Genomic DNA, 26532 nt, shown 5'->3' on the forward strand with positions numbered 1-26532 from the left:
CCTCCTTAATCCCACGCCAGAACAGGCCGCACAGCAGCCGGCCGCGCTTGCATTTCCGGTACTATGACCCACGCACCGGCGGGCAGTACCGGCCCGTACTCGGCAAGTTCGGGGTTCAGGCGCCAAAGGGTTTCTTCCGCCGCATCATCGCAACGGCCCAATTCGCGGTAGAGCAACAGGTTGACCGAATCACCGGCAATACTTCGCACTCTACGCATTGACGAATTCCTCCAGTTCCATAGTCCAGGCCATGAGCATGGCAGTGCCGTCATCGATCACATTGCTCTGGGTTTCCATCACCGAATTGATCCGCCACAGGCCCCAGTTACGGCCGATGCCATCGACCAACGGCAGCGGCGCACGCGCATTTTGCAGGGCGCGCAACTCGTCCAGGCGCTGCATGCCGATGGCGTACATCGCTGTGCCGGTGAACGTGAGCTTCTCCAGCTTCTGGCCGCTTTGCCGCGACTGGGGCTTGCTGGCAATGATCGCCAGGTCACTCCAGCCGCCGTCAGTGGTACGCACCAGCCCGGAATAGGCAAAGCCACGGGACAGGCCAAAAATAAAGTCGCCGAGGACCATTTGTTGTCGCATCAATCACCTCCTGGTGGGTCGGCCAGCGCCGCGTTGCGCCGAATGCCAAGGGTGTCGGTGACCATCGGCATGCACTGAAATTGCAGGGCCTGGATCACCTGGTTGACGACTTGCTGGGCATCGGCGGGGTTCACGCCAGTAATCTGAATGCTCGGCGCGAGGGTGACTTGCACGTTATCGGTACGCGCGGCGTTGAGTTCCTTGCTCACCGCACCGGGTGCAGGCAGCCGGTCATTTGAGCCGAACAGTTTGTCACCCAGCCAGGTGCCCGCTTCACTGCCGAGCAAGCCGCCGATAGCGCCGCCGACCGCAGTGCCGACACCGGGGAAAATCAGCGTGCCAATGGCCGCGCCCGCGGAGGCTCCGGCCCAGGCGCCACCGGCGGTAGTGAGGCCGGCGCCGACGGCTTTGGCGTCGCCGTTGCGCAGGCCCTGGGCCACGTCCATGGCGGTGTCGACATATTTCATAGGGCCAATGCGACGCACGGAAGACGACTCGAGTTTTGCCAGCGCTCCCGACAACCCCGCCGCCAGGCCTTTGGATGCACCACGCGTCAGGGTTCGGTTTGCCGCAGGCGCCGCATAGGAAGTAAACGAAGCCCCCGGAGACTGGGTAGCGGCTTGCGCCGCTCGCTTGCTGTCGAACGCAAGCAGTGGTTGGCCCATGACATTGACCGGGAGCGAGACCTTGGCCGCAGCGGCGGAACGTTGGGATTTGATATCGGCCGACGTTCTGACCAGGCTGGTTTTAACCTCGCGTGATCTGGATTGACGGGTCTTCTTGCGCGCGCCGCGCGGCTTGCTTGCAGTGCCTTTGGGCCGCGCTTTGTCTTTGTTCCTGGCGGTCTCGCCGACACTTTCAGGCACCTGCGCGGCGGCCGTTTCAAGTGGGCCACGAATATCCGCTGGCAGCGCTCCCGTGCAGCAGCAGTCCTTGCCCTTGCCCGCGTCTTTGCCCTTGTCCTTGTCCTTATCTTCTTTAAGCCACTTGGCGGCGGTTGGAAAGCGGTCAGCCACCGCATCAAGCGCGCGGCCGGAAAGCCTGTCCTTAGCCTTATCCCACAAACCGCTGAGCACTTCCTTGCCGACGAACTTGGCAGCATCCGCGCCTAGCTCAAGGCCTTGGTCGGTCCAGGAGCGGGGCGCAGGCTTGACCGGCTCGCCTTTGGCGGTTGCGGTGCTGATATGTGTGGTTTGGGTCGCCAGCGAATTTTCGGTAATAAACAGCGTGCTGGTGAGCGTCTCCAGCGCCTCGCGCAAACGGACCTGCTCTTGTGTCAGGGCGTTGATGTCCACGCTGACGGTGACCAACGCCGAGGTCAGCTCTGGCTGCGGCGCAGGCTGAGACACCGAATCCAGGCTGACAGGCGCGGCAAGGTCTGCGCTAAAAGGTGCCAGCACACTGCCAAGGTCCGCATCGCCAAGCAGCCAACGTTTGTCTTCTTGGGCGAGTCGCGTTCCAAATTGACTCTCTTGCATCCCGCTTACTCCTGTTTAACGCCAAGGCGAGTGATCGCAATGTCGTAGCGGCGCAATGCTTTGCCGGCGTCCCAGTCGAGGATCTCTGCCTCATTGACCGAGTAAATCAGCGGCACCACATCGAGGATTACTTCGATGTCGCGCTGCGAAAGAAGTCCGCCGGTTGATTTAAAAAATCGTCGATGCGCTCCTGCAGTTGCGTCCAGTCGGGCACTGTCAGGCCGGCGAGATCGGGGATCATCAAACCGGTGCAATGCGCAGTGATGAACTCGGCGCGCTCTTTGTGGGTGGCGAGTTTTTTCATCACTTTGGTGGCGCGCAGGGCCGGCATTTCCAGGGCCAGTTCGGTCAGGCTGCGACCGGCCGCGTCGAGGGCCAGCAACAGTTGGACAGGCTGGTCGTGGGCCGCTTCGTCAGGCTGATCCAGGAAGAACGACGTAGGGCGTGTCGACATGTCATGTACGTACTGAGCGATGCTCACGTAGTCCGGGCGTTTGAGCTGATCGAGTTCTTTTTCCGACAGGCCGGTGGCGAGTTTCGCCAGTTCAAAAAACTGGTCGTCCTCGTCATCACCGGCCCGGGCCAGCGCGTCTTTTTGCGCGGCGTAAAACAACGGCTTGAGTTGAATCTGCTGGATCGTCGCGCCGGTGTCGGCGCTGATCGGAGACAGCAGAATGTGCAGCGGTGGCATCCAGGCCATGGGGCAATTCCTTGGTAAAAAAGTAGTCGCAAGACAACACCGGTCCATGTGGGAGCGGGTTTGCTCGCGAAAGCGGTCTATCAGCCACACATGCATTGACTGACACGCCGTATTCGCGAGCAAGCCCGCTCCCACACTGACAGTGTCCACTTCAGGTGCCGTGAAGGCTTACGGCATCAGCACCGCGCGGCGGGCATCGCCGAGAATGTCGACGCCGTTGAGCACGAACTTCTGGGTGCGCACGTCGATGTCGATTACCGAGATGCCATTTTCCAGACGGTTGTAGGTGCGGCAGGACAATTCCAGAGTGGTGGTGGCCTTGTCGCCCATCTTCAGCTTCGCCTCGGCCAGGGATTTCAACTTGCCGCCGACGGTGTGGTAGGTGAAGTAGGTTTTGCCGTCCTGATCTTGCCCGGCTTCCCGCACGTTGAGCAGGATGTCGTCACCCAGGCGCACGCCCAGGGCCAGCATGATTTCCGGACCGGCACCTTGCAGCACCAGGGTGGCGCCGAGCACCTTGCCGCTCTTGGCCATTTCTTCTGCAATAAAGCGCCCGCCGGACATGGGTTCCATGTCGAACTCGATCTTCGGCGGGGTGAACTCCTCCACCGTCGCGGACAACGGCAGGCCTTGAAGGGTGGCCGCAATGGCCTGTCTTACACGGTTGGTAAACATTAGAGAACGTCCTCCAGGAATTGCTCGATGATTTCATCGCGGGCATTGAGTTGATAAATCATGTGTTCGTTCGGCGCGTAGCGGCCGTAGTCGATGACGATGAACCAGGTGCCGTTCTTGTACTTCTCGACACTGTTCAATTCCGGGTGCAGGTACACGCTGCCGCCGGGAATGGTTTCGTCTGCCACCAGGGTTTGCAGCCAGTCGTTGATGCGCTTGACCTCCTGGTCCATGAACGACTTGGTGAGGTTCTTGGCCATGGCTTTCTGGCCGGCCTTGACCAGCTTGCGGCTGATGGCATCTTCCAGGCCGACGTAGCTGATGAACTTGCCGGTGATGGAGCGGTTACCCAGCAGCGAAAAACCGCCAAGGACAGTGCGCGCGTAGTAGCTCACGCCGTAACGGTTGAGCAGGTCGCCTTCGGTGGAGGTGTCGAGGATGTTGTACTCGACCACGCGGGAAACGTCCTCGGCGAACGTCACCTGATTACCTGGGCTTTCCCACTGCTTGACCTTGGCCAGCGCGGCGATAGCCAGCGAGGATGGCGACAGGAACACGTTTTTCTTGGCTGCCTTGGAATACACCGACGGCAGGTTGTGCACCAGCAGGCAACGGTCAAAACCGAGCTCGGCGCCGCCCAGTTCACCGCTGTAGGTCACTTGGTCAGCGACCGAGACATCCTTGCCGTCCAGCACTACACGGGCCTTGATGCGCTTGCCAAAGGCAGCGAACTCACCGGCCACGGCCTTGGTGCCGGTGAAGCCTGGCGCGCCGATGATGGTCAGGTCTTCAGGGACGCTGCTCAGAGCCGCCAGACCCAGCTTGCGGCCGGTGGTCGGTTCGTTGCCGCCGATCACGTTATTGATTGTGTCGGCCGGGGTTGCGCCCTCCTCCACGATCACCACATAAACCGGCACCTTGACCACTTTGAGGATCTGGTACACCGCCTGAAACAGCGTGCCCGACTCAGCGCCGGTCGGGTCCAACAGCGCCTGGGTGGTGAAGCTGTTGATGCGAAACGGCGCGTTTTTCGGGATCGACGCGTGGGCATTCGGCGCGGTGCCGACCAGGCCGATAACGTTGTCGCCCAGGCCACCCATGGCCTCGGGGGATTCGGTGGCATTTACGGTGATGCCGTTGTGCTCGAAGTTCAAAACCTCAGCCATGATCAGTCAGCCTTCTTGGGGGTGGAGTTAAGGACGCTGGTCAGTTCCAGGCGGCCGGCGGTGCGCAGGGCGGATGCTTCGACGTCCAGAAGTTCAAGCTCCTCGCCGGCAGTGGACCAATGGCCACCTCCGGTGGGGAAAGGGACGAGGACGGTGTATTTCTGGCGATTAGACGTAGCCATTTTTTGAATCTCCAGGCATAAAAAAAACCGCAACGCGGCTCTCGGGGGATGTTTCAGATGTCGGGTTAAGCATTACGCGCCAAGGCGCGAGGTTATTTCTTTGGAAGTTCGGAGGGATCGACGCCCTGAAAAGCCTTCACTTCAGGCTCGGATGGCGGTGTGTAAATGAAAGGGCTCGCGGGCTGTTCCGGCCAGATCACTGCCTGTGGAAAATCAGGCTGGCCCTCCATCTGTGCAAGATGCACGCGGTACAGGCGCCAAGCCGCCACCTCAGCTTGCCTGGCGGGCAGTTCGTCAGCCTCATCTCCCGCCAAACCAGCGGCGATGGTGTCCTGCAATACCTCAACAGCCGTCAGCAATTCGTTGATTTTCTGGGTAGCGGATGCAGCCTTATCCGTACGCATGCACATCACCAGCGCGAGGATCATTTCACGCGTAGGCTCTTGAACCTCTCCAAACTCGCCAGCCTTCGCACGCTCGAAAAGCTCAACACCGTGAGGCTCAGCGTCATTAGGAGATGCCGCGAAGGGCTGTTCCCCAATGGTCTCTTTGGTTTGTTCAAAAACCACGTTCAGCACTATTGCGCTATGCGCCTGGTCGGTCCAACGTGGATTGTTTGCACTTAGAACGGTAAACATTTGATCACCTTATATTTTAATTAAGAAACACGTTGCCACAACGAAGCGTTGTAGCCGGTTAAAGCACCATGCAAGCGCCACTGCCCTACGTTGAGCAGGCCTGAATTATTGCCTGCACCGTCACTTACAGTGAGCGATGTATAGAGCAACTGACTGCCCGCCAATATAGTGCCTTGGTTAGAGGCAGGCTGCGCAACCAGCGGACGCGCAAATGCATATTGCCCGACTGCACTTAGGCCAAGGGCAGCCACTTTTGCACCATGATTTGCGTCACTGATCAAATCGCCAAAATCTGTTGCATCTACCGTTAAACGCAGACTCCCTGCCGAGTTAAAGCCCAGTTTGATTTTGTTATTAACCTGCCCCACGCCACCGCCCTGTTGTATCGGCGTGTAGCCCAAACGCGGCTGAATGTAATAAACGACACCGTCAGTTGAACGGCGCATGTACATGAATTCGGGGTTATCGGAAGCCATCCCTACCGTGGTGATGGAATCGCGAATTGGCCTGGACCAAACATACTCTTCGCACTTGGCAATTGTTTCGTCTTTTGTATACGCGTTGGTAATGCCATAGGCGGCAAGCGTTGAACCCCAATTTGCCTTGGTGTCAGGCGAAAAGTTGCCGGAGTACCAAAAATTGCCCAGATCCGTTGTATCCACCGTCGCCTTCAAGCCGACAGTCGACCAGCCGATGTTAACCTTTGATCCAGTCTGGCCCACCCCGGTGCCTTGCGCGACGGGTGTGTAATCCAGTTTTCTCTGGATAAAGTACAACGCGTTATCCGATTCACGGCGCATGTACATAAGCGCTGGATCATTACTGGCCATGCCGATATTGGTAATACTATCGCGCATAACGCGTTGTGCAACCAGGTAACCCGTCTCATCTTTGGTATAGGCGTTGGTAATACCATAGGCCGCCAGCGTCGACCCCCAATTTGCCTTGGCATCGGGAGAGAAGTTTCCGGAATACCAAAAATTCCCCAAGTCTGTTGTATCAACCGTTGCTTTCAAACCAACGCTGGACCAACCAATGTTTACCCTTGAGCTATTTTGGCCTACACCGGTCCCTTGCGAGACGGGTGTGTAATCCAATTTCTTCTGTATGAAATACACCAGGTTATCTGTTTCACGGCGCATATACATAAGTGATGGGTCATTACTGGCCATGCCTATGTTGGTCACACCGTCGCGCATAACACGTTGCCCGACCAGAAAATTGGTTTCGTCCTTGGTAAATGCGTTAGTCACTCCATAAGCGGCAAGCGTCGACCCCCAATTAGCCTTGGTATCGGGAGAGAAATCAGAAGACGTCCAGATTTTTCCGAGATCGGAATTATCAATGGTCAACTTCAGACCATTACCTGACCACCCCAGCCTTACCGTGTTTTGGAGCTGGCCAATACCCGTGCCTTGCTGAACAGGCAGGTAGGTCAATTTTGGCTGAAAACGCACGTCGCTCTCGGTTTTTGTGAACGCATCCACAATACCGAAACCCGCGAGACTGGTTGGGTTGGTGCCACCGATCACAAAACCCCGGCGGTCAACCGAGACACTCCGATACGTGCCAGGAATGACCCCACTCGGGCCATAAATCTGCTCGAATTCGAGCGCTGTCGTGCCAAGAATAATCGGTGCGTTCGTGGTCAGTTGCCACAGCGTGTCAGCGTACTTCGTGCCCTCCTCAACACTGACTATCAAGTTAGGTGTTACTTCACCACTGACATCTGCATCAGTACGGCGAAACCAAGTGCCATTGGCAACAGTGTAAATACCATTAGTGGCCGCAATCGCCTGGAACGTTACCAGTACGCTGTCGCCCGCCACAACGGCAACGCCGTCGAGCATTTGAGCACCGCTCAACACAATTGGCCCAGTTGCAGCGGCTCGCACGGACTTTTTAGTGTCCAGTTTTGCCAGCTCGCCTGCCACGTAATCGGCCACCCAGGCACGCGTGGCCTTGACGATCGAGTCATCGATCGACAGCACCACATTCGACGCGTTGCTCGTTTGAAAAATAGCACGCAGATAGAACTCTTTGCCTGCGCCCTGATCGGCCATTACCGGTTTGAATGACTCTGGATACTTAATGACCGCATAGAGGATACCGGTGTCAGTCCATATGGCGGCTTCGCGCACATACCAGCCACCCACCTCATTAGGAATCGTCACCTCAGCCAGTAACCAGCTTAAGTTTTTTTGATCCTGCATCAATGCATTGATGCTGCCTCGCCATACCTCACGGCGCAAAGCGACCGCGGTCGCGTCGGGGTTATAAACAGAACCGCCGCCATCGCCGACCGACATATGCGTCAACTTGATAGGCGTCCCGCTTGCCTTGCAAGCGGTCTCGTGCGCGATCCCGGCGTTTGTTAACAGTGTGTAGTAATCAGCCATTTTTACTCCAACGGGTAAAGGGTCATGGTCTCGACGGTGTAAATACCCGCCGCCATATAAAGCGGCGAAATGGATGAGAGGCCTTCCAACTTGAAGGGGTAAATCGTGGTCAGTTCCCCACATACAGTGACCGCACCGATGCAGTGATTGCCTGATGCGGATAACCCGACACTCACCGCCAACGTGTCACGCTCGCTTTTTGCATCCGCGAGGCGCTTGTCGAGCCGAGTGTTTATCTCTTCGCTGTAAGGCCGATCAGTGAAAGCTCTAACGGTGAAACTGTATGGGGCACCCGTAGGAGACTTCTCATGCCACGCCTGTATTTGAGGCGATAATTCAAGCCCCCGGACCGCATTTTCGAGCGCAAGGCGCGTACCTGCCTGGCGTTTTGTTGGCCAAGAAAATCCGACGGTAAGACGCTTCTCAGACTCCGCAGCGTTAGCACTCCATTCCGCCACACCGCGATCCGCAGCCAGGTAGGGTAGAAACTCCGTAGGCGTTTCATTAGGGTTCATCAGACTCGGAAAAGGCGGCGTAATACGGTTGACCAGCTTTGCGAAACCGAGGTCCAGCGCCCTTTCCAGTGCCGAACTATTCGCCGGCAGGAGGCTCTGATTGATTTGTTCTTCGCTCATAAAATTCGCACCTCAACCGCGACACCGGTGCAATAGGGCGCCTGAAAGGCCGTTGCCTGAATCGGAGATACAGGCTCAAGGATTTCAAGCTGTGCGGCACCCGCTGTATGAATGGCGTAATCAATCCAACTCGGGTCCACACGACCTTCCAGCCGATGACAGGATTTCGCATAGTCCTGCAGCAGTTTTTGAGCCGCTACTTGAGTGAGGCCCGAATCCGGGCCGGCATTGATCTTCGCTACCACACGGATTTTGTAAGGCAGGATTTTCGCAGCTTGCACGCTGACCAGATCGGTCTCTGGCCGCACATCCGGCCGTGCGAAATGGCGACGAACACCGTCAAGCAAATCGGCGGATGGGCTGCCGTCGCCTTCGCGAGAAAGCACCGTGACCATCACCTCGCCGGGCGCCGTTCGACGCGCGTTGCCGTCCTTGACCTGCGCCGAGTAACCATCCGGGTCAAAGGTGTAGCTGACCGTCACCACACCCGGCGTCGCGCTTTGCACCTTCACCGACGGCCGTTCACCCAGGGTAAAAACCTCTCGCCGATATTGCATCCGCGAGCCTGCTGCCGGGGCATGGGGTGCCAGGTAATAACGCAAGCGAGCGTCGTCATCACTCTCAAACGTCGGCGGCACCGGCGGGAAAGCCACTGGGTCGCCGGGGTCGAGTACTTGGCGTTCCAGGCCCATATCCGCCAGGCGTGCATCCAGGTTGCTGCCGGTGGCCCACCACGCCAGCATCTGCTTGATGCGGGCGTTGTATTTGCGTTCGTGGGTTTGCAGCCGCACGCAAAAGGCTTCCAGGGCCAGGGTCAGCAACTCGCTTTCGTTGTCGAGGCTGACTTTGAGTTTGGCCGCACTTTGCGGCGCTCGGGTGGCGACGTAGTCAACAACGAACGCCTTGAATTCGGCCAGCAGCGGCTCGAACTCATCCACCGCAATGATGGCCGGTTCCGCCAGTTGGTTCTGGCCGGGGATCAGCATGCTCATGTCACGACCTCGAAAGTTTGTTGACGGTTTTTCCAGGTGCCGGCGAAGCGCAGTAACAGGCCAGCGCCCTGGCGGGTGGCGACGATGACCTGGGGTTGGAAGTCGCCGATGCCGTTGTGGGTGTTGTAGAACGCCTTCGCGGCGTGGCTTTGGGCGAGGATCAGCAGGTCGTCGCCAAGGTTCTGGCCGAGCAGTTGCGGGATCAGCGAGCCGTACAGCGGGCGTTTCTGCCGAGTGCCCACGGGGGTGGTCAGCGCTCGGGTGGCGCGCTGCACGAACTGCAGCCAGTCATCGACGGCTGCCCCGGTGTTTCGATCGATGCCGAGCATGGAATGTCCTTATCGGGGGCTGATGACGCGCCCTTGGTGATCAACCAGCGGGCCGCTGAAGTGCGCGCCGCCAGCGTCCAGCACCAGGCTGGTGCCGCCGATTTGCAGGGTGATGTTTTGGGCGCTCATGGTCAGGCTGGCGGCGCCGACCTTGACGTCGACCTGTTCGCGGGTGCCGCTGAAGGTAGTGGGGCCGTTGACCCAATTGAAGGCGTGGCTGGCGTCGTCGTAGTCGCTTTGGGTGCCGTCCTGATGGCGCCGCCGGGTCAAAGTGGCAACGCTGGAGACGGGCGGAAACTGACTACTATTGAGACCGAACAAGGCCACCGATTGACCACCGCCTTCGCCGCCGCCGTAGTTGAGCAACAGGCATTGTTCACCCACGGACGGGATGCGCGTTTCGGTTTGTGCGCCTGCGCTGGGGTTGAAAAAACGGATTGCCGGCGTGAGCAATTCTCCGTGGCTGACCTTGCAGGTATTGCTGGCGGCGTCGACCGACTGACACGTACCGATCCGACAAAAACTCTCGGCGCGTCGATACAGGTCTTCAAGTTGGGTTTCCATCTCTGCCAGGCGTTCGACAATCGGCCCCAGTTGCATGCGTAACAGCGCGTCGAACATGGGCTACTCCGCCAGTGGTTTGTATTGGTCGGGATCGTCGAGGTTCGACACTTCCCAGGTGCGGGCAAACAGCGGCTGGCCGGTAGGATCTGTGAGTAATACCGGCCCGATGTAGACGGTCTGGGTGAAGGAGACAGTCCAAGTGTCGTAGTCTGTTTCTGCTGTTGTTGCAGCAACCGGAGCGGCGACGATATTTATCGGCAAATCACACTGGGCCAATGGCAGGCCCCAACGGTTATCCAGCACCTGGTCCATAAGCTGACTGGCCAGGTCGCAGGCATCAAACGGCAGCGCACCCGGCGCCACTATGGCCCGGAGCGAAATCGTCAGGGCGTGAGCCTTGCGCCCTTCTCGAGAGCGAATGCCTGGGCCATTGCCTTCGACCGTGATCAACACGCCGGTTTTATCCAAGGCGCCCTGAAAATCCTGATGATTGCCGACCTTCAAGTCCGGGAAGGCCGCGTGCAGCGCCGCGCCGATGGCGAGGGGCAGTTGGGAGGGCTTTTCGATAAGGGTCATATTAAATAGCGTCCTTGCAACGGTTACTGCGGGTCTTGACCGGAGCCTTGGTTGACCCCGATGCGCTTGGCCGCCCAGCGTTCATAAAGGCCGATGGCGACATCGGCACCGGCCATGGCGGTGAGGCAGCCAATGGCGCCGGCGGTCCAAATCGACATGCCGGCGGCATAGCACAGCATCAAGGCTGAAACGCCGCAGACCATGCACGCGCCGGAGCGCAGGGCCAGGCGGCGCATCAGCGACCAACCACGTGCGCCCTCCTTATCGGCGCGCCACATTTCGCCGGACACCCCGCCGATCACTGCCAATACGATGACCAGCCAGATAGGCATTTCCGCTAACGCTTGTTGTTCATTTGTCATGTCACGCCTCCTGGCTGAGCACCCAATAGTCCATTTTTCATTTACACATGCTTCGATTGGTCGGCATTCCAAAAAGCCCGGTTGCCCGGGCTTTTCAGTAATGATGTCCTCGAACGTTCGGCGCTACTGGCGCGGTACGGTTCTTTACTCAATGTTTTTCCGACCACGATCCCTGTCTGCCGGATAACTGCTTCTGGTGCTTTACGCTGCACACCCGGGTCAGTTGCCAACCCTCTGAACCGTTAAGGCCGGTTCATCGCTGCCTGTTTTTTCAAGCGTTACTACTAAAGAGCGTCGGCATCCTTGCCGGTGTTGCCTGGCATCCCTGCCATCGCTTCGATGGCGTCCTTGCCGATGTTGCGTGCCGTCCTTGTCACTTTCCTTGGCAGCATCCTTGCCGCCTCCACCACCTTGTTGGCTGGCTTGAGATGGAGAGTATGCATGTATGCATATACAGTCAATGCACAAATGCATTTATTTTCGCTGCCGGAATGCATCAGTGCATCGAGAGTCAGATGGGCCAGGTGTTTGACGGTTTTTTAAGGTCGAAAAAAAGCCCGCACAGGGGCGGGCTTTGTCTTACGCAAGTAGGTTAACGGGCGTACATGCCCCACCAGAACACATGGCCGAGGATGCTGATTTGCTCATCCTGGATATCCTGGAAGCTGTAGTCCTCGTCCGGGTGCTCATCGCGATTGAAACTGCGCAGGCGAATCCCGGAAGGCAGGCGATAGAGCTGTTTGACCCGCAGTTGGCCATTGTGATTGATGGCATACAAGTCGCCATCGACGATGTCGCCAATGCCGCTCTTGCCCGCATTCACCCCAACCGTCGCACCATCGCGCAGCACCGGCAACATACTGTTGCCGCGCACCGTCACGCATTTGGCCTGGTCGAACTGCACACCGTTATGGCGAAGGCTGCGCTTGCCGAACCGCAGGCTGGCCTTCTCGCTTTCCTCGATGACGAATCTTCCTGATCCAGCAGCCAATTCAACCTCGCGCAGAAAGGGGATCGACACCTCGTCATCATTAACGGGCGTGTCGTCATCCCACAGGCTTATGTCCTTGAGTTCCGAATGCATCGGGTCGCGCCCGTCATCGCGCCCAGCGCCCAACGCCGCGCGCCCGCGCAGGTGGTCGGTGCTGACGCGAAAGTACTCGGCGATGCGCGAGATGTGCTTGTCCGACGGATCAACGATCTTGCCGCTGAGGATCCGGGAGAGTGTGGATTGAGGCACGCCGGTACGCCGGTGAAGCTCCGTGGGGGAGATCCGGTCGCGGTCCAGCAGCTCTCTTAAGACGGTTGAAACGTTGCGTTTTTGCATAACGGCGATAGTGCCGGGAGTTTTTGGGGTTGGCAAATGCTAAATTGCATATTTTATGCAATATCAAAAATTTTCAACCTCTGCCCGGCTGCGTTCGGCCGCTGACACGCCCTATGAGGGCTTCAAATAGCGATAAAGTGTCTGACGACTGATATCAAAATCACGCGCCAATTTAGATTTGTTTTCTCCTGCGCTGGCTCGGCCAATTAAACTGACCACCTGATTGCCAGACAGTTTTTTCTTGCGACCGCCGTAGCACCCACGGACCTTTGCGGCAGCGATTCCGGTTGCCTGTTTCTCCCTTCTTGTGGCGCGTTCGAACGCTGCAATCCGCTCCATTACCGCAATGATGGTCTCCACAACCTCAAGACAGTCATGCCGGAAAATCAGGTTTTCGTTTAGAAACTCCAGCGTTACCTGTTTTTCCACCAGCCGTCGAATAAGAGTACACAGTTGTTCGGTACTGGAAGTCAGCGAGGTCATGCTATCGACCACCACGGTATCCCCGCACTGCAGGTAGCGAATGAGTCTTTCCAGGCCAGCGCGATTTACCGCCTCGTCTGCTGCCTCATCGCAAAACACCGCGTCAAATACATCGCGGCTGGGTATTTTCTCGATGCTATCGCAGGGCGCTTGCAGAGAGTGCCGGAAATATCTAACGCGATGAGATCTCATGGTGCCTCCTTGGCAATAGTTGTACAAAGTCCTTTTTATACTTGTACAAACTGTAACTAAATCAATAATCCCTTACACATTCGTAACAATGAACCCACCCAAAATACACAGTTGCAAAGACTTGAACTTGTCTTATCATTTTGAAGCCTGGATTAATCCTAACAAGTTTTTGACACAGCGTCGATTTTGCATTCATTGGATTTACGCAACAGCGTTAAATACCAATTGTTTTCCAGTTCAAACAGTTGACGTGGCCGGCTTGACAAGGCTGGCAATTCCCTGACGCAAGCAGAGGATGAATGGATGAAAGTCTTGGAAAAATCCGTTGAAGTTGATCGGCTAACTACCGATCAGGAAAAGATCGATACGGTTACCCGCAGCATTACCGAGCATGGCAATTACCTGCGCGAACGTTATCCGATCTTGCAGCGCCAGGATGCGCTGGGCGCAAGTGTCATGGTGTTTTCACTGGTGGGCATGGTTATCACAGGAGGTCTCTACATCAAGGGTTTTATCCCCGCATGGCTGTGCATTTTTATCAATGCGCTACTGACTTCGTTTATTCATGAAATCGAGCACGACTTGATTCATCGTCTTTATTTCAGGAAAAAGCCACTGGCCCATAATGCCATGATGTTTTTTTGCTGGCTGGCCCGACCGGGCATGCCCAGTCCTTGGTTAAGACGCAGTCTGCATTTTCACCATCACAAAGAGTCCGGAACTGATTCAGATGTCGAGGCCTGGATAACGACCAGTGGTAGCCCGTGGGGAATACTGCGATTATTGAAACTGATGGATGGTTTTATATTTGGTTTTCTAAACGCGATTTTTGCACCTGGATGGCGGAAAAAGGTAAAGTTGTTAGGCAAGATTATTCGGCTCAACACACCGTTCGGCCTGTTGTATTGGGGGTGCTGGTATGTGTTTCTTGGCTACCACGCAACTGTCTGGCTTGGCTCGATCATGGGCCAGGAGGTTCACTCTTCCGCTGCAACGCCGGGGTTAATCGAGATAGTTAATAGCACCGTTGTTATTCTTATCGCGCCCAATTTGATACGCCAGTTCTGCCTGTTTTTCATCAGTTCAAACATGCACTATTACGGCGATGTTGCCCCGCGCAATCCGTTACAACAAACTCAAGTGATGAACCCCTGGTGGTTGTGGCCGTTTCAGTTGTTCTGTTTCAACTTTGGCAGCACACACAGCATTCATCACTTTGTGGTCAGAGACCCGTTCTATCTTCGCCAGATGACGGCAGCCTATGCGCATAAAGTCATGGCGCAAGCCGGTGTCAGATTCAATGACTTCGGCACCTACAAGCGCGCGAATCGTTATTCCACTAAGCACGCTCACACTCGGTCGCGGGGATGAGTGCCATCGCGCTCGCACGTATCAAGGGCAGCACTACAGCGACAAGGAGTCTGACATATGAAAGCACAAGGGATCTGTACGCAGCAGTTCGCAGCGGTCAGGCAAGCCTTCGAGGACATTTTTGATGATCCGCAGGAGCGTGGTGCAGGGCTGTGCGTGCAAGTAGACGGAAAGCGCGTTATCGACTTATGGGCCGGTACGGCGGATCAGGAAGGCACCACGCCCTGGCGCCACGACACGCTGGCCAATACCTTTTGCGTGGTAAAACCCTACGTCGCGGTGGCCGTGCTGATGTTGGTTGAACAGGGCAAGCTGGAGTTGGATGCATCCGTGGCCCGCTACTGGCCTGAGTTCGCCCAAAACGGCAAAGCCAAGGTGACCTTGCGTCAGGTGATGAATCACACCGCGGGCCTGCCGGCACTGCGAACCCCCGGCCATAACGCCATGATGTATGACTGGGAGCATATGGTGCGGGTCCTGGAGGCCGAGCCGCTGTGGTGGGAAGCGGGAACAGACCTTGGGTATGGCACCACGACGTTTGGCTGGATTCTGGGTGAGCTGATTCGCCGGGTGGACGGGCGTGATCCCTGTGTCTTTATCCATGAAGAGATTCTGGATCCCCGTGCCCTCGACGTTCACCTTGGCGTGGACGCAAAAGACTTTCATCGCATTGCTCGTTTCGACAATGCCAGCGGACGAGTCGGTGACAGTTACTCGCAAGCGTTGCGCACGGTGCTCAAAAACGAGCCATCGCACATCGCGACACTCGCCTTCACCAACCCCGGAATGGTGCCCAGGCGAACCAGTGACCCACGCTGGTGGGCCTATCAGCAACCGGCGGTGTGCGGGCATGGCACAGCGCACGGTTTAGCCGGTTTTTACACGGCATTAATGGCCGGACACTTTATCGGTTGCGAACTGCTCAGTGAATTCACACGAGAACACAGTCACGGCATGGATCGGGTCTGGATGCGCCCAATGCGTTATGGCTTGGGCTGCATGCTGGAACAGCAACGTGACCCGACGGCTTCCCACGCAATGGGCCCGGGCACCTTTGGCCATATCGGGCTGGGTGGTCCGATAAGCTTCGCCGACCCCGAGAGGCGAGTGAGCTTTGGGTTTGTCACCACGACTTCGGGCAGTCATTCGATGATTGACCCTCGGCCTGGAAGGCTGTCATCACTGGTGTATGCAGCGCTTTGAGCGGGTTGCCCTGCGGGTGGAGTTCTTGGTGTCTGGAATGTGCCAACCGATCAGGGAGCGGTTTTATTGTACGAGAGGGTGTATTTGAGCCGTTCACCACGCGGTAAGTCTTGTTGGGTCCTGCGCCCCGTCGACGCCCGTTGATTCACTTTCATTGACTATGTAGCAACTGTCCACGCTACGCCTGCCGTCGGTGTAGACCACAAAGCCCCCAAGCCCTTTGTCACAATCGTGCAGATACACCGGCGACAGTTCTCGTTGCTTATCAATTTGCGTATTCAAGCGAACGATATAGATACCCATGGACACCGACACACACACAACCAGTGTGAGGCATATGGCTACCTGCCAGGCGTAGCTGACGCCGTCGTTATGGCTGTGCATTGGCAACGCCGTACGCACGTGTCTGCTCGATGTGCTGGCCCATCAGAAACCAGACGCCGCCTCCCAGACGCACAAACTGCCCCCGGGACGGCAGGGCGCTGACCATCAGGCCGAAAAAAATCAACGCTAACAAAGCGCCTTTGATCATCGAGGACAGGTTCATGGCTGTGCCGCTCTCAGGATATGAAGAGCCTGAGCTTAAACAGTGATGGGTTAACGTCAGGTAAACCTGCAGAGAACCCCTGCTGACTTCCGCTATCCTTCGGGCCATAAATGACAAGCGTCCAAGGGGACATCCCGTGCATATTCACCTGCTGCTGGTCGAAGACAATCTCGATCTGGCCACTACCGTCATTGAATACCTGGAGATCAGCGGCATCGTCTGCGACCACGCCAGTAATGGCCAGACCGGGCTTAACCTGGCACTTGAGCAGCACTACGACGTCATTATCCTGGACATCATGTTGCCGCGTTTGGACGGCCAGCAATTGTGTGAACGGTTACGCCAGCAAGGCAGTCAGACGCCCATTTTGATGCTCACTTCATTGGATGCTCTGTCGGACAAACTCGCCAGCTTTGCTGCGGGCGCTGATGACTACCTGGTGAAGCCATTCGAGTTGGCCGAACTGGTGGCCAGGATTCGAGCACTGAGCCTGCGCCGCAGTGGTCAGGCCAGTCGCCTGCAGGTGGATGACTTGGTGATGGAGTTGAGCACCCGTAAAGTCAGTCGCGCCGGGCAAGCGCTGCATTTGTCGCCCATTTGCTGGACCTTATTGGAGCACCTGATGCGTGCCAGCCCAGAACCCGTACCACGGGAACGCCTGGAAACAAGCATCTGGGGCGACGAGCCACCCGACAGCAATACGCTTAAAGTCCATATGCATCGACTGCGCAAGACGGTAGACAAACCCTTTGGTCGACCCTTGATCCACACGCTTCCCGGGGTCGGTATTCAGGTAAAACCCCATGCGTAACGCCCTGAGTTTGAAATGGGTGATCAGTGGGAGCTTTCTGCTGCTGATTACTGTGGTCCTAGTGATTTACAGCCAATTGCTGCCTGCATTCACTGTGCGCGGGTTGCTCTACACCGCCAGTGCAATGATGGAAGAGGAAGCCCAGTATTTCACCAGGCACTACAACAACGACCCGACCACGCCGCCTCCAGGCAACTACTTCTATACCGGCGTCATCGGCAAGCAGGCGTTACCGGAAAACGTTCGCCAGATACTGGCGACACCACCGAGTCTGTCCTTCGGCGCGGTGCATATCTTTGGCGACCTGTACTCCGATGACGACGACGCGCCGATTCAGATAATCCTCGAGCAGCCCCTCGGTGATGGCAAAATTCTTTATATGTACGACGTCGACCACGATCATGAAGCCGGGGGTGAGGTCGAGACTCCGCTGTCCGACGCCTACTTTGACCAGGTACTGCGTAGCGTTGCGCTGATCAGCCTGGCGGTATTTGTGCCGGCATTGATCATCATCGCATTGCTGGTCTGGTGGTTGGTTCGCCCGCTGGGGCGTCTGGCCCAATGGTCCAGTACGCTGAAAAATCCGGAAGCCTTGTCTGGCAAACGGCCGGACTTCAGCTTCAAAGAGTTCAACATGCTGGCTGATGTACTGGCCCAAAGCGTTGAGCAGGTTCAGGCCGCCAGCCTGCGTGAAGAGCGCTTGTTGCGCTATACCAGTCATGAACTTCGGACCCCGCTGGCCGTGCTCAAGGCCAATATTGAATTGCTGGCCATGCAGTCCGGCGGCGTCCTGCCACCGCCCTTGCAACGTATCGAACGTTCGGTGCTGAACATGCAACTGATCGCCGAGACGTTGCTGTGGATGAGCCGCGAGAACCCCGAGCCATTGCCGCAGGAACACATTGACGTCAGCGAGTTGGTTGGCGAGTTGATTCAACAGCATCGCTACCTGATCGGTAACCGGGATATCGACTTGATGATCAACATCCACACCGAGCCCTGCCTATTGCCCCCCACGGCGTGTCGCATTGTGATCGGTAACTTCCTGCGCAATGCGCTGCAATACGCAGAAGACGGCACCGTGGAAATCAGTTTCAAGTACCCTCAGTTGCGCATCGTCAACCACATCAGGGAGATCAAGTTGCGGCAGGAATCCAACGATTTTGGCTACGGGCTGGGGCTGCAGTTGATGCGCCAGCTATGTGCAAAACTGGGCTGGCAGATTGAAGTGGTGCTCGAGCAACAACGCTTTACCGTGATTCTCGACTTTACCCGCGTGCGGGCCTTAGATAATGGGGGAAGTACAACTGAGGGGACTGATTTATTTTCTGGATAATAATTAAATTGATCTGTCCCCTTGCCGCCCCGGTCTATGCGGCGCTTTGAGTGGGTTAGCTTTCGTACGGGAATAGTTCAGGGGGGAAATTCGTTTTCTGTGACGCAATATCCCCAGTTGCACCCATACCCCCACCACGCTACCCTCCCCTCCGTCGCTGCCAATTCAGCGACCGGGCCTGATAACCCGGCAAGATGCAGGCGCACCTAGCGCCCCCAAAACCCGATTTGCTGGCGTTTTTTTTCGCCCAACATTTCGTGCAATGGCGGCTGTGCGTGGGAGACCTTCGGGTCTGCCGGGTTCCTGTATCTCCGGTTTATCAGCCTGCGCACAGCTGCCACCCAATTCGCCTGATAACGAACGTGGTAGCTCTCAACCGATATGGGAGTTTTACCGATGACCGCTACAAATCCGTCTGCGTTAACCACCCTCGGCGTCACCCCCTTCTCCTTCCACTGCGACCAACCGCTATTCCGCGTCAACAGCGGCGTCTCCCTGCACGAAGCCTTAAACCACGCCTCGGACCTCCTCCACGTCGCCAAACAACTCGCCGAAGATGCGGCGATGACCAAGGAAACGGACCGTTACGCTTGGGCGTCGCATTACTTGCAGGAGATGGTCAAGGCGGTGGTTGATGATGTGGTGAAGGTGTTGGATTCGCCCGCTAACCTTCAGTAAGGGGCGAATGAAAAACCGGTGCGGTGCCTGATTCCGATCAGTTAAGAGATAGCACAAGCACCGCTGATCTGTGGCGAGGGAGCTTGCTCCCGCTGGGCTGCGAAGCGGCCCCTGCTCTTTGCTTCAAGAGCATGGGACTGCTGCGCAGTCCAGCGGGAGCAAGCTCCCTCGCCATGGGTTCGGTGTTCCTTCTTAAGAGTGATGGCCATTGGGCGCTGCGCCATTTTTGGCTTTTACCTGGCTGTTTGTGACCTGCGAACCCTCGACCTCGCGTGTTAACCTTGCCGCCATCGCAAAATTAGCAGGGCCAAGCGCCCCATCTTTGCCCCACTCCTTTTAATGAATTTGCTAACTATCTGATGAGTAAAAACACCTCCGATCTGTCCTCCCACACCCCGATGATGCAGCAGTACTGGCGCCTGAAAAACCAGCACCCTGATCAGTTGATGTTCTATCGCATGGGCGACTTCTACGAGATCTTCTACGAAGACGCGAAGAAGGCCGCCAAGCTGCTGGACATTACCCTGACCGCGCGTGGGCAGTCGGCGGGGCAGTCGATTCCGATGTGTGGGATTCCTTACCATTCGTTGGAAGGTTATCTGGTCAAGCTGGTGAAGCTGGGCGAGTCGGTGGTGATCTGTGAGCAGATCGGCGATCCGGCCACCAGCAAAGGGCCGGTGGAACGTCAGGTGGTGCGCATTATCACGCCGGGCACGGTGAGTGATGAGGCGTTGCTGGATGAGCGTCGTGACAACCTGATCGCGGCGGTGCTGGGTGATGAGCGTTTGTTTGGCCTGTCGGTGCTGGATATCACCAGCGGCAACTTCAGCGTGCTGGAGATCAAGGGTTGGGAGAACCTGCTGGCGGAGCTGGAGCGCATCAATCCGGTGGAGTTGTTGATTCCGGATGATTGGCCCAAGGATCTGCCTGCGGAAAAACGTCGTGGGACCAAGCGTCGTGCGCCGTGGGATTTTGAGCGCGACACGGCGCTGAAAAGTCTGTGCCAGCAGTTCTCGGTACAGGACCTTAAAGGCTTCGGCTGCGAGACCTTGACCCTGGCCATCGGCGCTGCCGGTTGCTTGCTCAGTTATGCCAAGGAAACCCAGCGCACCGCCCTGCCGCATTTGCGCAGCCTGCGCCATGAGCGCCTGGATGACACCGTGGTGCTCGATGGCGCCAGCCGTCGCAACCTGGAGCTGGACACCAACTTGGCCGGTGGCCGCGATAACACGCTGCAATCGGTGGTCGACCGTTGCCAGACGGCCATGGGCAGCCGCTTGCTGACCCGTTGGTTGAACCGCCCACTGCGCGACCTGACTGTGCTGCAAGCGCGTCAGACGTCGATCACTTGCCTGCTGGATCGCTATCGCTTTGAGAACCTGCAGCCGCAGCTTAAAGAAATCGGCGATATCGAACGCATCCTGGCGCGGATCGGCCTGCGCAATGCGCGGCCGCGTGACCTGGCGCGCCTACGCGATGCCTTGAGCGCGCTGCCGCAGCTGCAAGTGGCCATGACCGAACTGGACACGCCGCACCTGCAACAACTCGCCGTAACGGCCGGCACTTACCCGGACCTCGCGGCGCTGCTGGAAAAAGCCATTATCGACAACCCGCCGGCGATTATCCGTGACGGCGGCGTGCTTAAAACCGGTTACGACAGCGAGCTGGACGAGCTGCAATCGCTGAGCGAAAACGCCGGGCAGTTCCTGATTGACCTGGAAGCCCGCGAAAAAGCCCGTACCGGCCTGGCCAACTTGAAGGTCGGCTACAACCGCGTCCACGGCTACTTTATTGAGTTGCCGAGCAAACAGGCCGAGTCGGCGCCGATTGATTATCAGCGTCGCCAAACCCTTAAAGGCGCCGAGCGTTTCATTACGCCGGAGCTGAAAGAGTTCGAAGACAAGGCCCTGTCGGCCAAGAGCCGTGCCCTGGCGCGCGAAAAGATGCTGTATGAAGCGTTGCTCGAAGATTTGATCAGCCGCTTGGCGCCGCTGCAAGACACCGCCGCCGCCTTGGCGGAACTGGATGTGCTGAGCAACCTGGCCGAGCGCGCACTGAATCTTGACCTGAACTGCCCGCGTTTTGTCAGTGAGCCGTGCATGCGTATCGTGCAGGGGCGCCACCCAGTGGTGGAGCAGGTGTTGACCACGCCGTTCGTGGCCAACGACCTGTCGCTGGATGACGACACGCGCATGCTGGTGATCACCGGTCCCAACATGGGCGGTAAATCCACCTACATGCGCCAAACCGCATTGATCGTGTTGCTGGCGCATATTGGCAGCTTTGTGCCGGCTGCCAGTTGCGAGTTGTCGCTGGTGGACCGCATTTTCACGCGGATCGGTTCCAGTGATGACCTGGCCGGTGGGCGTTCGACCTTTATGGTGGAAATGAGCGAAACCGCCAACATCCTGCATAACGCCACCGAACGCAGTCTGGTGCTGATGGACGAAGTGGGACGCGGCACCAGCACCTTCGACGGCTTGTCGCTGGCGTGGGCGGCGGCCGAGCGCTTGGCGCATTTGCGCGCCTATACGCTGTTTGCCACGCACTATTTCGAGCTGACGGTATTGCCGGAAAGCGAGCCGCTGGTGGCCAACGTGCACCTCAATGCCACTGAGCACAACGAGCGCATCGTGTTCCTGCACCACGTGCTGCCGGGACCGGCAAGCCAGAGTTACGGCTTGGCCGTGGCGCAACTGGCGGGGGTTCCCGCGCAAGTCATCAGCCGTGCCCGCGAACACTTGAGCCGCCTGGAAGAAACCGCCCTGCCCCACGAGATTCCGGTGGCAAGCCCGGCCAAAACCAGCGCCAAACCCAGCGCGCCGCACCAGAGTGATATGTTCGCCAGCCTGCCCCATCCGGTGCTGGATGAGTTGGCAAAGCTTGACCTGGACGGCTTGACGCCGCGTAAAGCGCTCGAAATGTTATATGCACTGCAAGTTCGGATATAACGCACAGGCTTGCAAGCTGGTAGACTCTCGCGCGGTTTGGGATGCTGCGGGTTATTAGCCTGGCCTGCAGACTATCGCTCCCGAACCTCGCGAGCCCTGCCACAAAGGGTTTCGCTGCCGCCGCCTGAGGAGAGAATTAGAAATGACCTTCGTCGTTACCGACAACTGCATCAAGTGCAAGTACACCGACTGCGTCGAAGTGTGTCCGGTGGACTGCTTCTACGAAGGCCCGAACTTCCTGGTTATCCACCCGGATGAGTGCATTGACTGCGCCCTGTGTGAACCAGAATGCCCGGCCGTCGCTATTTTCTCCGAGGACGAAGTCCCGGCAGAGATGCAGGAATTCATTCAGTTGAACGTCGAGCTGGCGGAAATCTGGCCAAATATCACTGAACGTAAAGATCCGATGCCTGACGCAGCGGAGTGGGATGGCAAGAAAGGTAAGATTGCAGACCTCGAGCGCTAATAGCGCCGCCGCCCAATAAAAAAGGCCCCTTGCGGGCCTTTTTGCGTTTCCGGGTGGTCGGTTTCACTTTTCTGCAGGCAAAAAAAAGGGGCGGTATGACCCGCCCACATTTTTTCCCTAGTCCCTGTATTCCTTTTCATCGTCCTGATGAATCGCATCCTGCGACGTTCCTTCAACCATCGTTCCTTGATGGCTGTGCCAATCCGTGGACACAGGGCTGATCTTAGAGAGTTCCGAGGGAAGTTCAATGGGATCCAAGTGATCGGCTGACAGACTTGAACGCCCATTCAAGTATAAATAATTGTTATTTTTCATAAGGATAGAAAATCCTCTCACCATTTCGAGATGGACATGCCCGGTAAAAAAACCAATCACTTACGAAAAAGTAAGCAAATGCTTACATGCGCAATTGCGCAAACGCGTGATTGAGAACGCTTGACTGATCGGCAGGCATAAAAAAGCCCCGACAAGGTCGAGGCTTTTTTCATTCAGCAGACTCAGTCGTCGCTGACAGTGATGGTCGGCATCGCCGGTGCCGTCGCTTCCTGCAGGACGATCCGCGCGCCCACATGACGGGCCAGTTCCTGGTACACCATAGCGATCGGCCCATCGGGCTCTGCGGCCACGGTCGGCTTGCCGCCGTCGGCCTGCTCACGAATTTCCATCGCCAGCGGCAGCGACGCCAGCAACTCAACCCCGTATTGGGTCGCCAGCTTCTCGCCGCCGCCTTCGCCGAACAAATGCTCGGCGTGGCCGCAGTTGGAACAGATGTGTACCGCCATATTTTCAACAACGCCCAGCACCGGGATGTTGACCTTGCGGAACATCTCCACGCCTTTTCTGGCATCCAGCAGCGCCAGGTCCTGAGGCGTGGTCACGATTACTGAGCCAGCCACCGGCACTTTTTGCGCCAGTGTCAGTTGGATATCGCCAGTGCCTGGCGGCATGTCGATCACCAGGTAATCGAGGTCGCCCCAGGCGGTCTGGGTGACCAGTTGCAGCAAGGCGCCAGAGACCATCGGCCCGCGCCAGACCATCGGTGTGTTGTCGTCGGTGAGGAAGGCCATGGACATGACTTCCACGCCCAGCGACTCGATCGGCACGAACCACTTCTGGTCCTTGACCTTGGGCCGCGTGCCTTCGGCAATGCCGAACATCACGCCCTGGCTTGGGCCGTAGATATCCGCGTCGAGGATGCCCACGCGCGCACCCTCTCGGGCTAGCGCCAGCGCCAGGTTGGCGGCGGTGGTGGATTTACCCACGCCGCCCTTGCCGGAGGCCACGGCGATGACATTCTTGACGTTGGCCAGGCCCGGGATCTGCGCCTGGGCCTTGTGCGCGGCGATCACGCACTGGATGTCGACCTTGGCCGAACGCACGCCGTCCAGGCCTTCGATGGCCATTTGCAGCATCTGCGCCCAACCGCTCTTGAACAAACCGGCGGCATAGCCCAGTTCCAACTGGACCGACACCTGGTCGCCCTGGACTTCAATGGCACGTACACAGCCGGCGCTGACTGGATCCTGGTTCAAATAGGGGTCGGTGTACTGGCGAAGAACGGCTTCCACCGCTGCGCGATTGACGGCGCTCATGGGCTACTCCCGAAAAAAGACTGACTGAAACAGGCGGCTATCCTAACCGTTCCGGCCGCCCAGCGGCATGCTTTCGAGACCTGGGAAGATTCAGAAACAGCACCACGGGGTGAAATATATTTCCCGGCGCTTTATAGTGGCCGACCTCCGTTTCATCAAGTAGCCGAGCCCCATGTCCGAGCCACGCAAGATCCTCGTCACCAGCGCCCTGCCCTATGCCAATGGTTCCATCCATCTTGGCCATATGCTTGAGTACATCCAGACCGATATGTGGGTGCGCTTCCAGAAGCATCGCGGCAACCAATGCATTTATGTCTGCGCGGACGACGCCCACGGTTCGGCCATCATGTTGCGCGCCGAAAAGGAAGGCATCACCCCGGAACAACTGATCGCCAATGTGCAGGCTGAACACAGCGCCGACTTTGCCGAGTTCCTGGTGGACTTCGACAACTTCCACTCCACCCACTCCGAAGAAAACCGTGAGCTGTCGAGCCAGATCTACCTGCGCTTGAAGGAAGCCGGGCACATCGACCAGCGTTCGGTGACCCAGTATTTCGACCCGGAAAAGAAAATGTTCCTGGCCGACCGCTTCATCAAGGGCACCTGCCCTAAATGTGGCACCGAAGACCAGTACGGCGACAACTGCGAAAAATGTGGTGCAACCTACGCACCGACTGACTTGAAGAACCCGAAGTCGGCAATCTCCGGCGCCACCCCGGTGCTCAAGGATTCCCAGCACTTTTTCTTCAAGCTTCCGGATTTCCAGCAAATGCTGCAAACCTGGACCCGCAGCGGCACCTTGCAGGACGCCGTGGCCAACAAACTCTCCGAATGGCTCGACAGCGGCCTGCAGCAGTGGGACATCTCCCGCGATGCGCCGTACTTCGGCTTCGAGATCCCGGGCGAGCCGGGCAAGTACTTCTATGTGTGGCTGGACGCGCCAATCGGCTATATGGCCAGCTTCAAGAACCTCTGCGACCGCACGCCGGAGCTGGACTTCGATGCGTACTGGGCCAAGGACTCCACCGCCGAGCTGTACCACTTCATCGGCAAGGACATCGTCAACTTCCACGCGCTGTTCTGGCCGGCCATGCTCGAAGGTTCGGGCTACCGCAAGCCGACCGGCATCGCCGTGCACGGTTACCTGACGGTCAATGGCCAGAAAATGTCCAAGTCCCGTGGCACCTTTATCAAGGCGCGCACTTACCTGGACCACCTGTCGCCGGAATACCTGCGCTACTACTACGCCGCCAAGCTGGGCCGTGGGGTCGACGACCTGGACCTGAACCTGGAAGACTTCGTACAAAAGGTCAACTCGGACCTGGTCGGCAAAGTGGTCAACATCGCCAGCCGTTGCGCCGGGTTTATCCACAAGGGCAATGCCGGTTTGCTGGTGGCTGAAAACGCCGCTCCGGAACTGACCGAAGCCTTCCTGGCCGCCGCGCCAAGCATCGCCGACGCCTATGAAGCCCGTGACTTTGCCCGCGCCATGCGTGAGATCATGGGCCTGGCCGACCGCGCCAACGCCTGGATCGCCGACAAGGCACCGTGGTCTCTGAACAAGCAGGAAGGTAAGCAGGCGGAAGTCCAGGCCATCTGCGCTACGGGCGTCAACCTGTTCCGTCAGTTGGTGATTTTCCTCAAGCCGGTGCTGCCATTGCTGGCCGCTGATGCCGAGGCGTTCCTCAACGTCGCGCCGCTGACCTGGAACGACCACGCCACCCTGCTCAGCAACCACCAGTTGAACGAGTTCAAGCCGTTGATGACTCGTATTGACCCGGTGAAAGTCCAGGCCATGACCGACGCTTCGAAAGAAGACCTGGTCGCCAGCCAGACCGACACCGGTTCGGCTGCGCCCGCCGGTAACGGTGAGCTGGCCAAGGATCCGATCTCGGCAGAAATCGACTTCGACGCCTTTGCCGCCGTCGACCTGCGCGTTGCGCTGATCGTCAAGGCCGAGGCCGTAGAAGGTGCCGACAAGCTGCTGCGCCTGACCCTGGACCTGGGTGGCGAACAACGTAACGTGTTCTCCGGCATCAAGAGCGCCTACCCGGACCCGTCCAAGCTCGATGGTCGCCTGACCATGATGATCGCCAACCTCAAGCCACGCAAAATGAAGTTCGGTATCTCCGAAGGCATGGTGATGGCGGCAGGCCCTGGCGGCGAAGAGATCTACCTGTTGAGCCCTGACAGCGGTGCCAAACCGGGTCAACGTATCAAGTAAGCCGGCAAAGCCCGTCTGCGGTAAGCGGGCATCCCGTGGCAAACGGGCTTCTTGTGGCGAG

28 protein-coding genes are annotated in these 26532 nt (G+C 57.7%); 8 read left to right on the forward strand and 20 right to left on the reverse strand.

Annotated features, from left to right (window positions below; all coding sequences use genetic code 11):
* Nucleotides 1-5 precede the first annotated feature (5 nt).
* The 18 genes from K0H48_RS29930 to K0H48_RS30015 all read right to left on the reverse strand — a co-directional run bounded on the left by K0H48_RS29930 (nt 6) and on the right by K0H48_RS30015 (nt 13292).
* Entirely contained in the window at nt 6-218 is a 213-nt protein-coding gene (locus K0H48_RS29930; RefSeq protein ID WP_219337787.1) for a tail protein X, read from the reverse strand.
* Entirely contained in the window at nt 211-594 is a 384-nt protein-coding gene (locus tag K0H48_RS29935; RefSeq protein ID WP_219337788.1) for a phage tail protein, read from the reverse strand. The genes K0H48_RS29930 and K0H48_RS29935 overlap by 8 nt, the downstream gene beginning before the upstream one ends.
* Nucleotides 594-2072, reverse strand: a complete 1479-nt coding sequence (locus tag K0H48_RS29940) for a tail tape measure protein (protein ID WP_219337789.1) — start codon at nt 2070-2072, stop codon at nt 594-596. Before K0H48_RS29940 ends, K0H48_RS29935 begins: the two co-directional genes overlap by 1 nt.
* Nucleotides 2073-2199: 127 nt before the next feature.
* Complete coding sequence (locus tag K0H48_RS29945; protein WP_219337790.1) at nt 2200-2772, reverse strand: phage tail assembly protein; 573 nt, start codon at nt 2770-2772, stop codon at nt 2200-2202.
* Nucleotides 2773-2940: 168 nt separating this feature from the next.
* Complete coding sequence (locus K0H48_RS29950) at nt 2941-3447, reverse strand: phage major tail tube protein (protein ID WP_069022024.1); 507 nt, start codon at nt 3445-3447, stop codon at nt 2941-2943.
* Nucleotides 3447-4613, reverse strand: coding sequence for a phage tail protein (locus K0H48_RS29955; RefSeq protein WP_219337791.1), 1167 nt, complete (start codon nt 4611-4613; stop codon nt 3447-3449). The genes K0H48_RS29950 and K0H48_RS29955 overlap by 1 nt, the downstream gene beginning before the upstream one ends.
* A gap of 2 nt (nt 4614-4615) precedes the next feature.
* Nucleotides 4616-4795 carry a hypothetical protein gene (locus K0H48_RS29960; RefSeq protein WP_219337792.1) on the reverse strand — a complete coding sequence of 60 codons (180 nt, stop codon included), beginning with the start codon at nt 4793-4795 and terminating at the stop codon, nt 4616-4618.
* Nucleotides 4796-4887: 92 nt separating this feature from the next.
* Nucleotides 4888-5433 carry a phage tail assembly chaperone gene (locus K0H48_RS29965; RefSeq protein ID WP_145161616.1) on the reverse strand — a complete coding sequence of 182 codons (546 nt, stop codon included), beginning with the start codon at nt 5431-5433 and terminating at the stop codon, nt 4888-4890.
* 20 nt (nt 5434-5453) lie between these two features.
* Nucleotides 5454-7832 (reverse strand): phage tail protein, encoded by a 2379-nt coding sequence (locus K0H48_RS29970; RefSeq protein WP_219337793.1) that lies wholly within the window; start codon nt 7830-7832, stop codon nt 5454-5456.
* A 2-nt stretch (nt 7833-7834) separates the two neighbouring features.
* On the reverse strand, nt 7835-8467 hold the full coding sequence (locus K0H48_RS29975) for a phage tail protein I (protein ID WP_219337794.1): 633 nt from the start codon (nt 8465-8467) through the stop codon (nt 7835-7837).
* Nucleotides 8464-9459: a baseplate J/gp47 family protein gene (locus tag K0H48_RS29980; RefSeq protein ID WP_219337795.1), complete on the reverse strand. Its 996-nt coding sequence runs from the start codon at nt 9457-9459 to the stop codon at nt 8464-8466. The genes K0H48_RS29975 and K0H48_RS29980 overlap by 4 nt, the downstream gene beginning before the upstream one ends.
* The gene (locus tag K0H48_RS29985; protein ID WP_219337796.1) at nt 9456-9788 is read right to left on the reverse strand and encodes a phage baseplate protein; all 333 of its coding nucleotides are present in this window, start codon (nt 9786-9788) and stop codon (nt 9456-9458) included. The genes K0H48_RS29980 and K0H48_RS29985 overlap by 4 nt, the downstream gene beginning before the upstream one ends.
* Before the next feature lie 9 nt (nt 9789-9797).
* Nucleotides 9798-10409 (reverse strand): phage baseplate assembly protein V, encoded by a 612-nt coding sequence (locus K0H48_RS29990; RefSeq protein WP_138451262.1) that lies wholly within the window; start codon nt 10407-10409, stop codon nt 9798-9800.
* Nucleotides 10410-10412: 3 nt separating this feature from the next.
* Nucleotides 10413-10928: a hypothetical protein gene (locus tag K0H48_RS29995; protein WP_219337797.1), complete on the reverse strand. Its 516-nt coding sequence runs from the start codon at nt 10926-10928 to the stop codon at nt 10413-10415.
* 23 nt (nt 10929-10951) lie between these two features.
* On the reverse strand, nt 10952-11290 hold the full coding sequence (locus tag K0H48_RS30000; RefSeq protein ID WP_138451265.1) for a phage holin family protein: 339 nt from the start codon (nt 11288-11290) through the stop codon (nt 10952-10954).
* Nucleotides 11291-11574: 284 nt separating this feature from the next.
* Complete coding sequence (locus tag K0H48_RS30005) at nt 11575-11787, reverse strand: hypothetical protein (protein ID WP_219337872.1); 213 nt, start codon at nt 11785-11787, stop codon at nt 11575-11577.
* A gap of 95 nt (nt 11788-11882) precedes the next feature.
* Nucleotides 11883-12626 (reverse strand): helix-turn-helix transcriptional regulator, encoded by a 744-nt coding sequence (locus K0H48_RS30010; RefSeq protein ID WP_171045834.1) that lies wholly within the window; start codon nt 12624-12626, stop codon nt 11883-11885.
* Between the two features lie 102 nt (nt 12627-12728).
* Entirely contained in the window at nt 12729-13292 is a 564-nt protein-coding gene (locus K0H48_RS30015; RefSeq protein WP_219337798.1) for a recombinase family protein, read from the reverse strand.
* A 303-nt stretch (nt 13293-13595) separates the two neighbouring features.
* Between K0H48_RS30015 and K0H48_RS30020 the strand changes: the two genes are divergently transcribed.
* Nucleotides 13596-14663 (forward strand): fatty acid desaturase, encoded by a 1068-nt coding sequence (locus tag K0H48_RS30020; RefSeq protein WP_219337799.1) that lies wholly within the window; start codon nt 13596-13598, stop codon nt 14661-14663.
* A gap of 57 nt (nt 14664-14720) precedes the next feature.
* Nucleotides 14721-15866, forward strand: a complete 1146-nt coding sequence (locus tag K0H48_RS30025; RefSeq protein WP_219337800.1) for a serine hydrolase domain-containing protein — start codon at nt 14721-14723, stop codon at nt 15864-15866.
* 370 nt (nt 15867-16236) lie between these two features.
* Here K0H48_RS30025 and K0H48_RS30030 read toward each other — a convergent pair whose 3' ends face one another.
* Nucleotides 16237-16413 (reverse strand): hypothetical protein, encoded by a 177-nt coding sequence (locus K0H48_RS30030; RefSeq protein ID WP_219337801.1) that lies wholly within the window; start codon nt 16411-16413, stop codon nt 16237-16239.
* A gap of 136 nt (nt 16414-16549) precedes the next feature.
* Here K0H48_RS30030 and K0H48_RS30035 point away from each other — a divergent pair, with 136 nt between their 5' ends.
* The 5 genes from K0H48_RS30035 (at nt 16550) to fdxA (ending at nt 22655) form a co-directional block, all read left to right on the forward strand.
* Nucleotides 16550-17224 (forward strand): response regulator transcription factor, encoded by a 675-nt coding sequence (locus K0H48_RS30035; protein ID WP_138451275.1) that lies wholly within the window; start codon nt 16550-16552, stop codon nt 17222-17224.
* Nucleotides 17217-18560, forward strand: coding sequence for a HAMP domain-containing sensor histidine kinase (locus K0H48_RS30040; RefSeq protein ID WP_219337802.1), 1344 nt, complete (start codon nt 17217-17219; stop codon nt 18558-18560). Before K0H48_RS30035 ends, K0H48_RS30040 begins: the two co-directional genes overlap by 8 nt.
* 396 nt (nt 18561-18956) lie before the next feature.
* A complete protein-coding gene (locus K0H48_RS30045; protein WP_219337803.1) occupies nt 18957-19238 on the forward strand; it encodes a DUF3077 domain-containing protein in 282 nt (93 codons plus the stop codon).
* A gap of 359 nt (nt 19239-19597) precedes the next feature.
* Nucleotides 19598-22189, forward strand: coding sequence for a DNA mismatch repair protein MutS (gene mutS / locus K0H48_RS30050; RefSeq protein ID WP_219337804.1), 2592 nt, complete (start codon nt 19598-19600; stop codon nt 22187-22189).
* 142 nt (nt 22190-22331) lie between these two features.
* Nucleotides 22332-22655, forward strand: a complete 324-nt coding sequence (gene fdxA / locus K0H48_RS30055; RefSeq protein ID WP_003208688.1) for a ferredoxin FdxA — start codon at nt 22332-22334, stop codon at nt 22653-22655.
* A gap of 497 nt (nt 22656-23152) precedes the next feature.
* On the opposite strand, the gene apbC is transcribed toward fdxA, so the two are convergent.
* Nucleotides 23153-24247 (reverse strand): iron-sulfur cluster carrier protein ApbC, encoded by a 1095-nt coding sequence (apbC, locus tag K0H48_RS30060; protein WP_219337805.1) that lies wholly within the window; start codon nt 24245-24247, stop codon nt 23153-23155.
* Between the two features lie 172 nt (nt 24248-24419).
* On the opposite strand from apbC, the gene metG reads away from it, so the two are divergent.
* Nucleotides 24420-26471 carry a methionine--tRNA ligase gene (gene metG, locus K0H48_RS30065; RefSeq protein ID WP_219337806.1) on the forward strand — a complete coding sequence of 684 codons (2052 nt, stop codon included), beginning with the start codon at nt 24420-24422 and terminating at the stop codon, nt 26469-26471.
* Nucleotides 26472-26532: the final 61 nt, after the last annotated feature.

The organism is Pseudomonas sp. Xaverov 259 (assembly GCF_019352915.1).
Lineage (GTDB): Bacteria > Pseudomonadota > Gammaproteobacteria > Pseudomonadales > Pseudomonadaceae > Aquipseudomonas.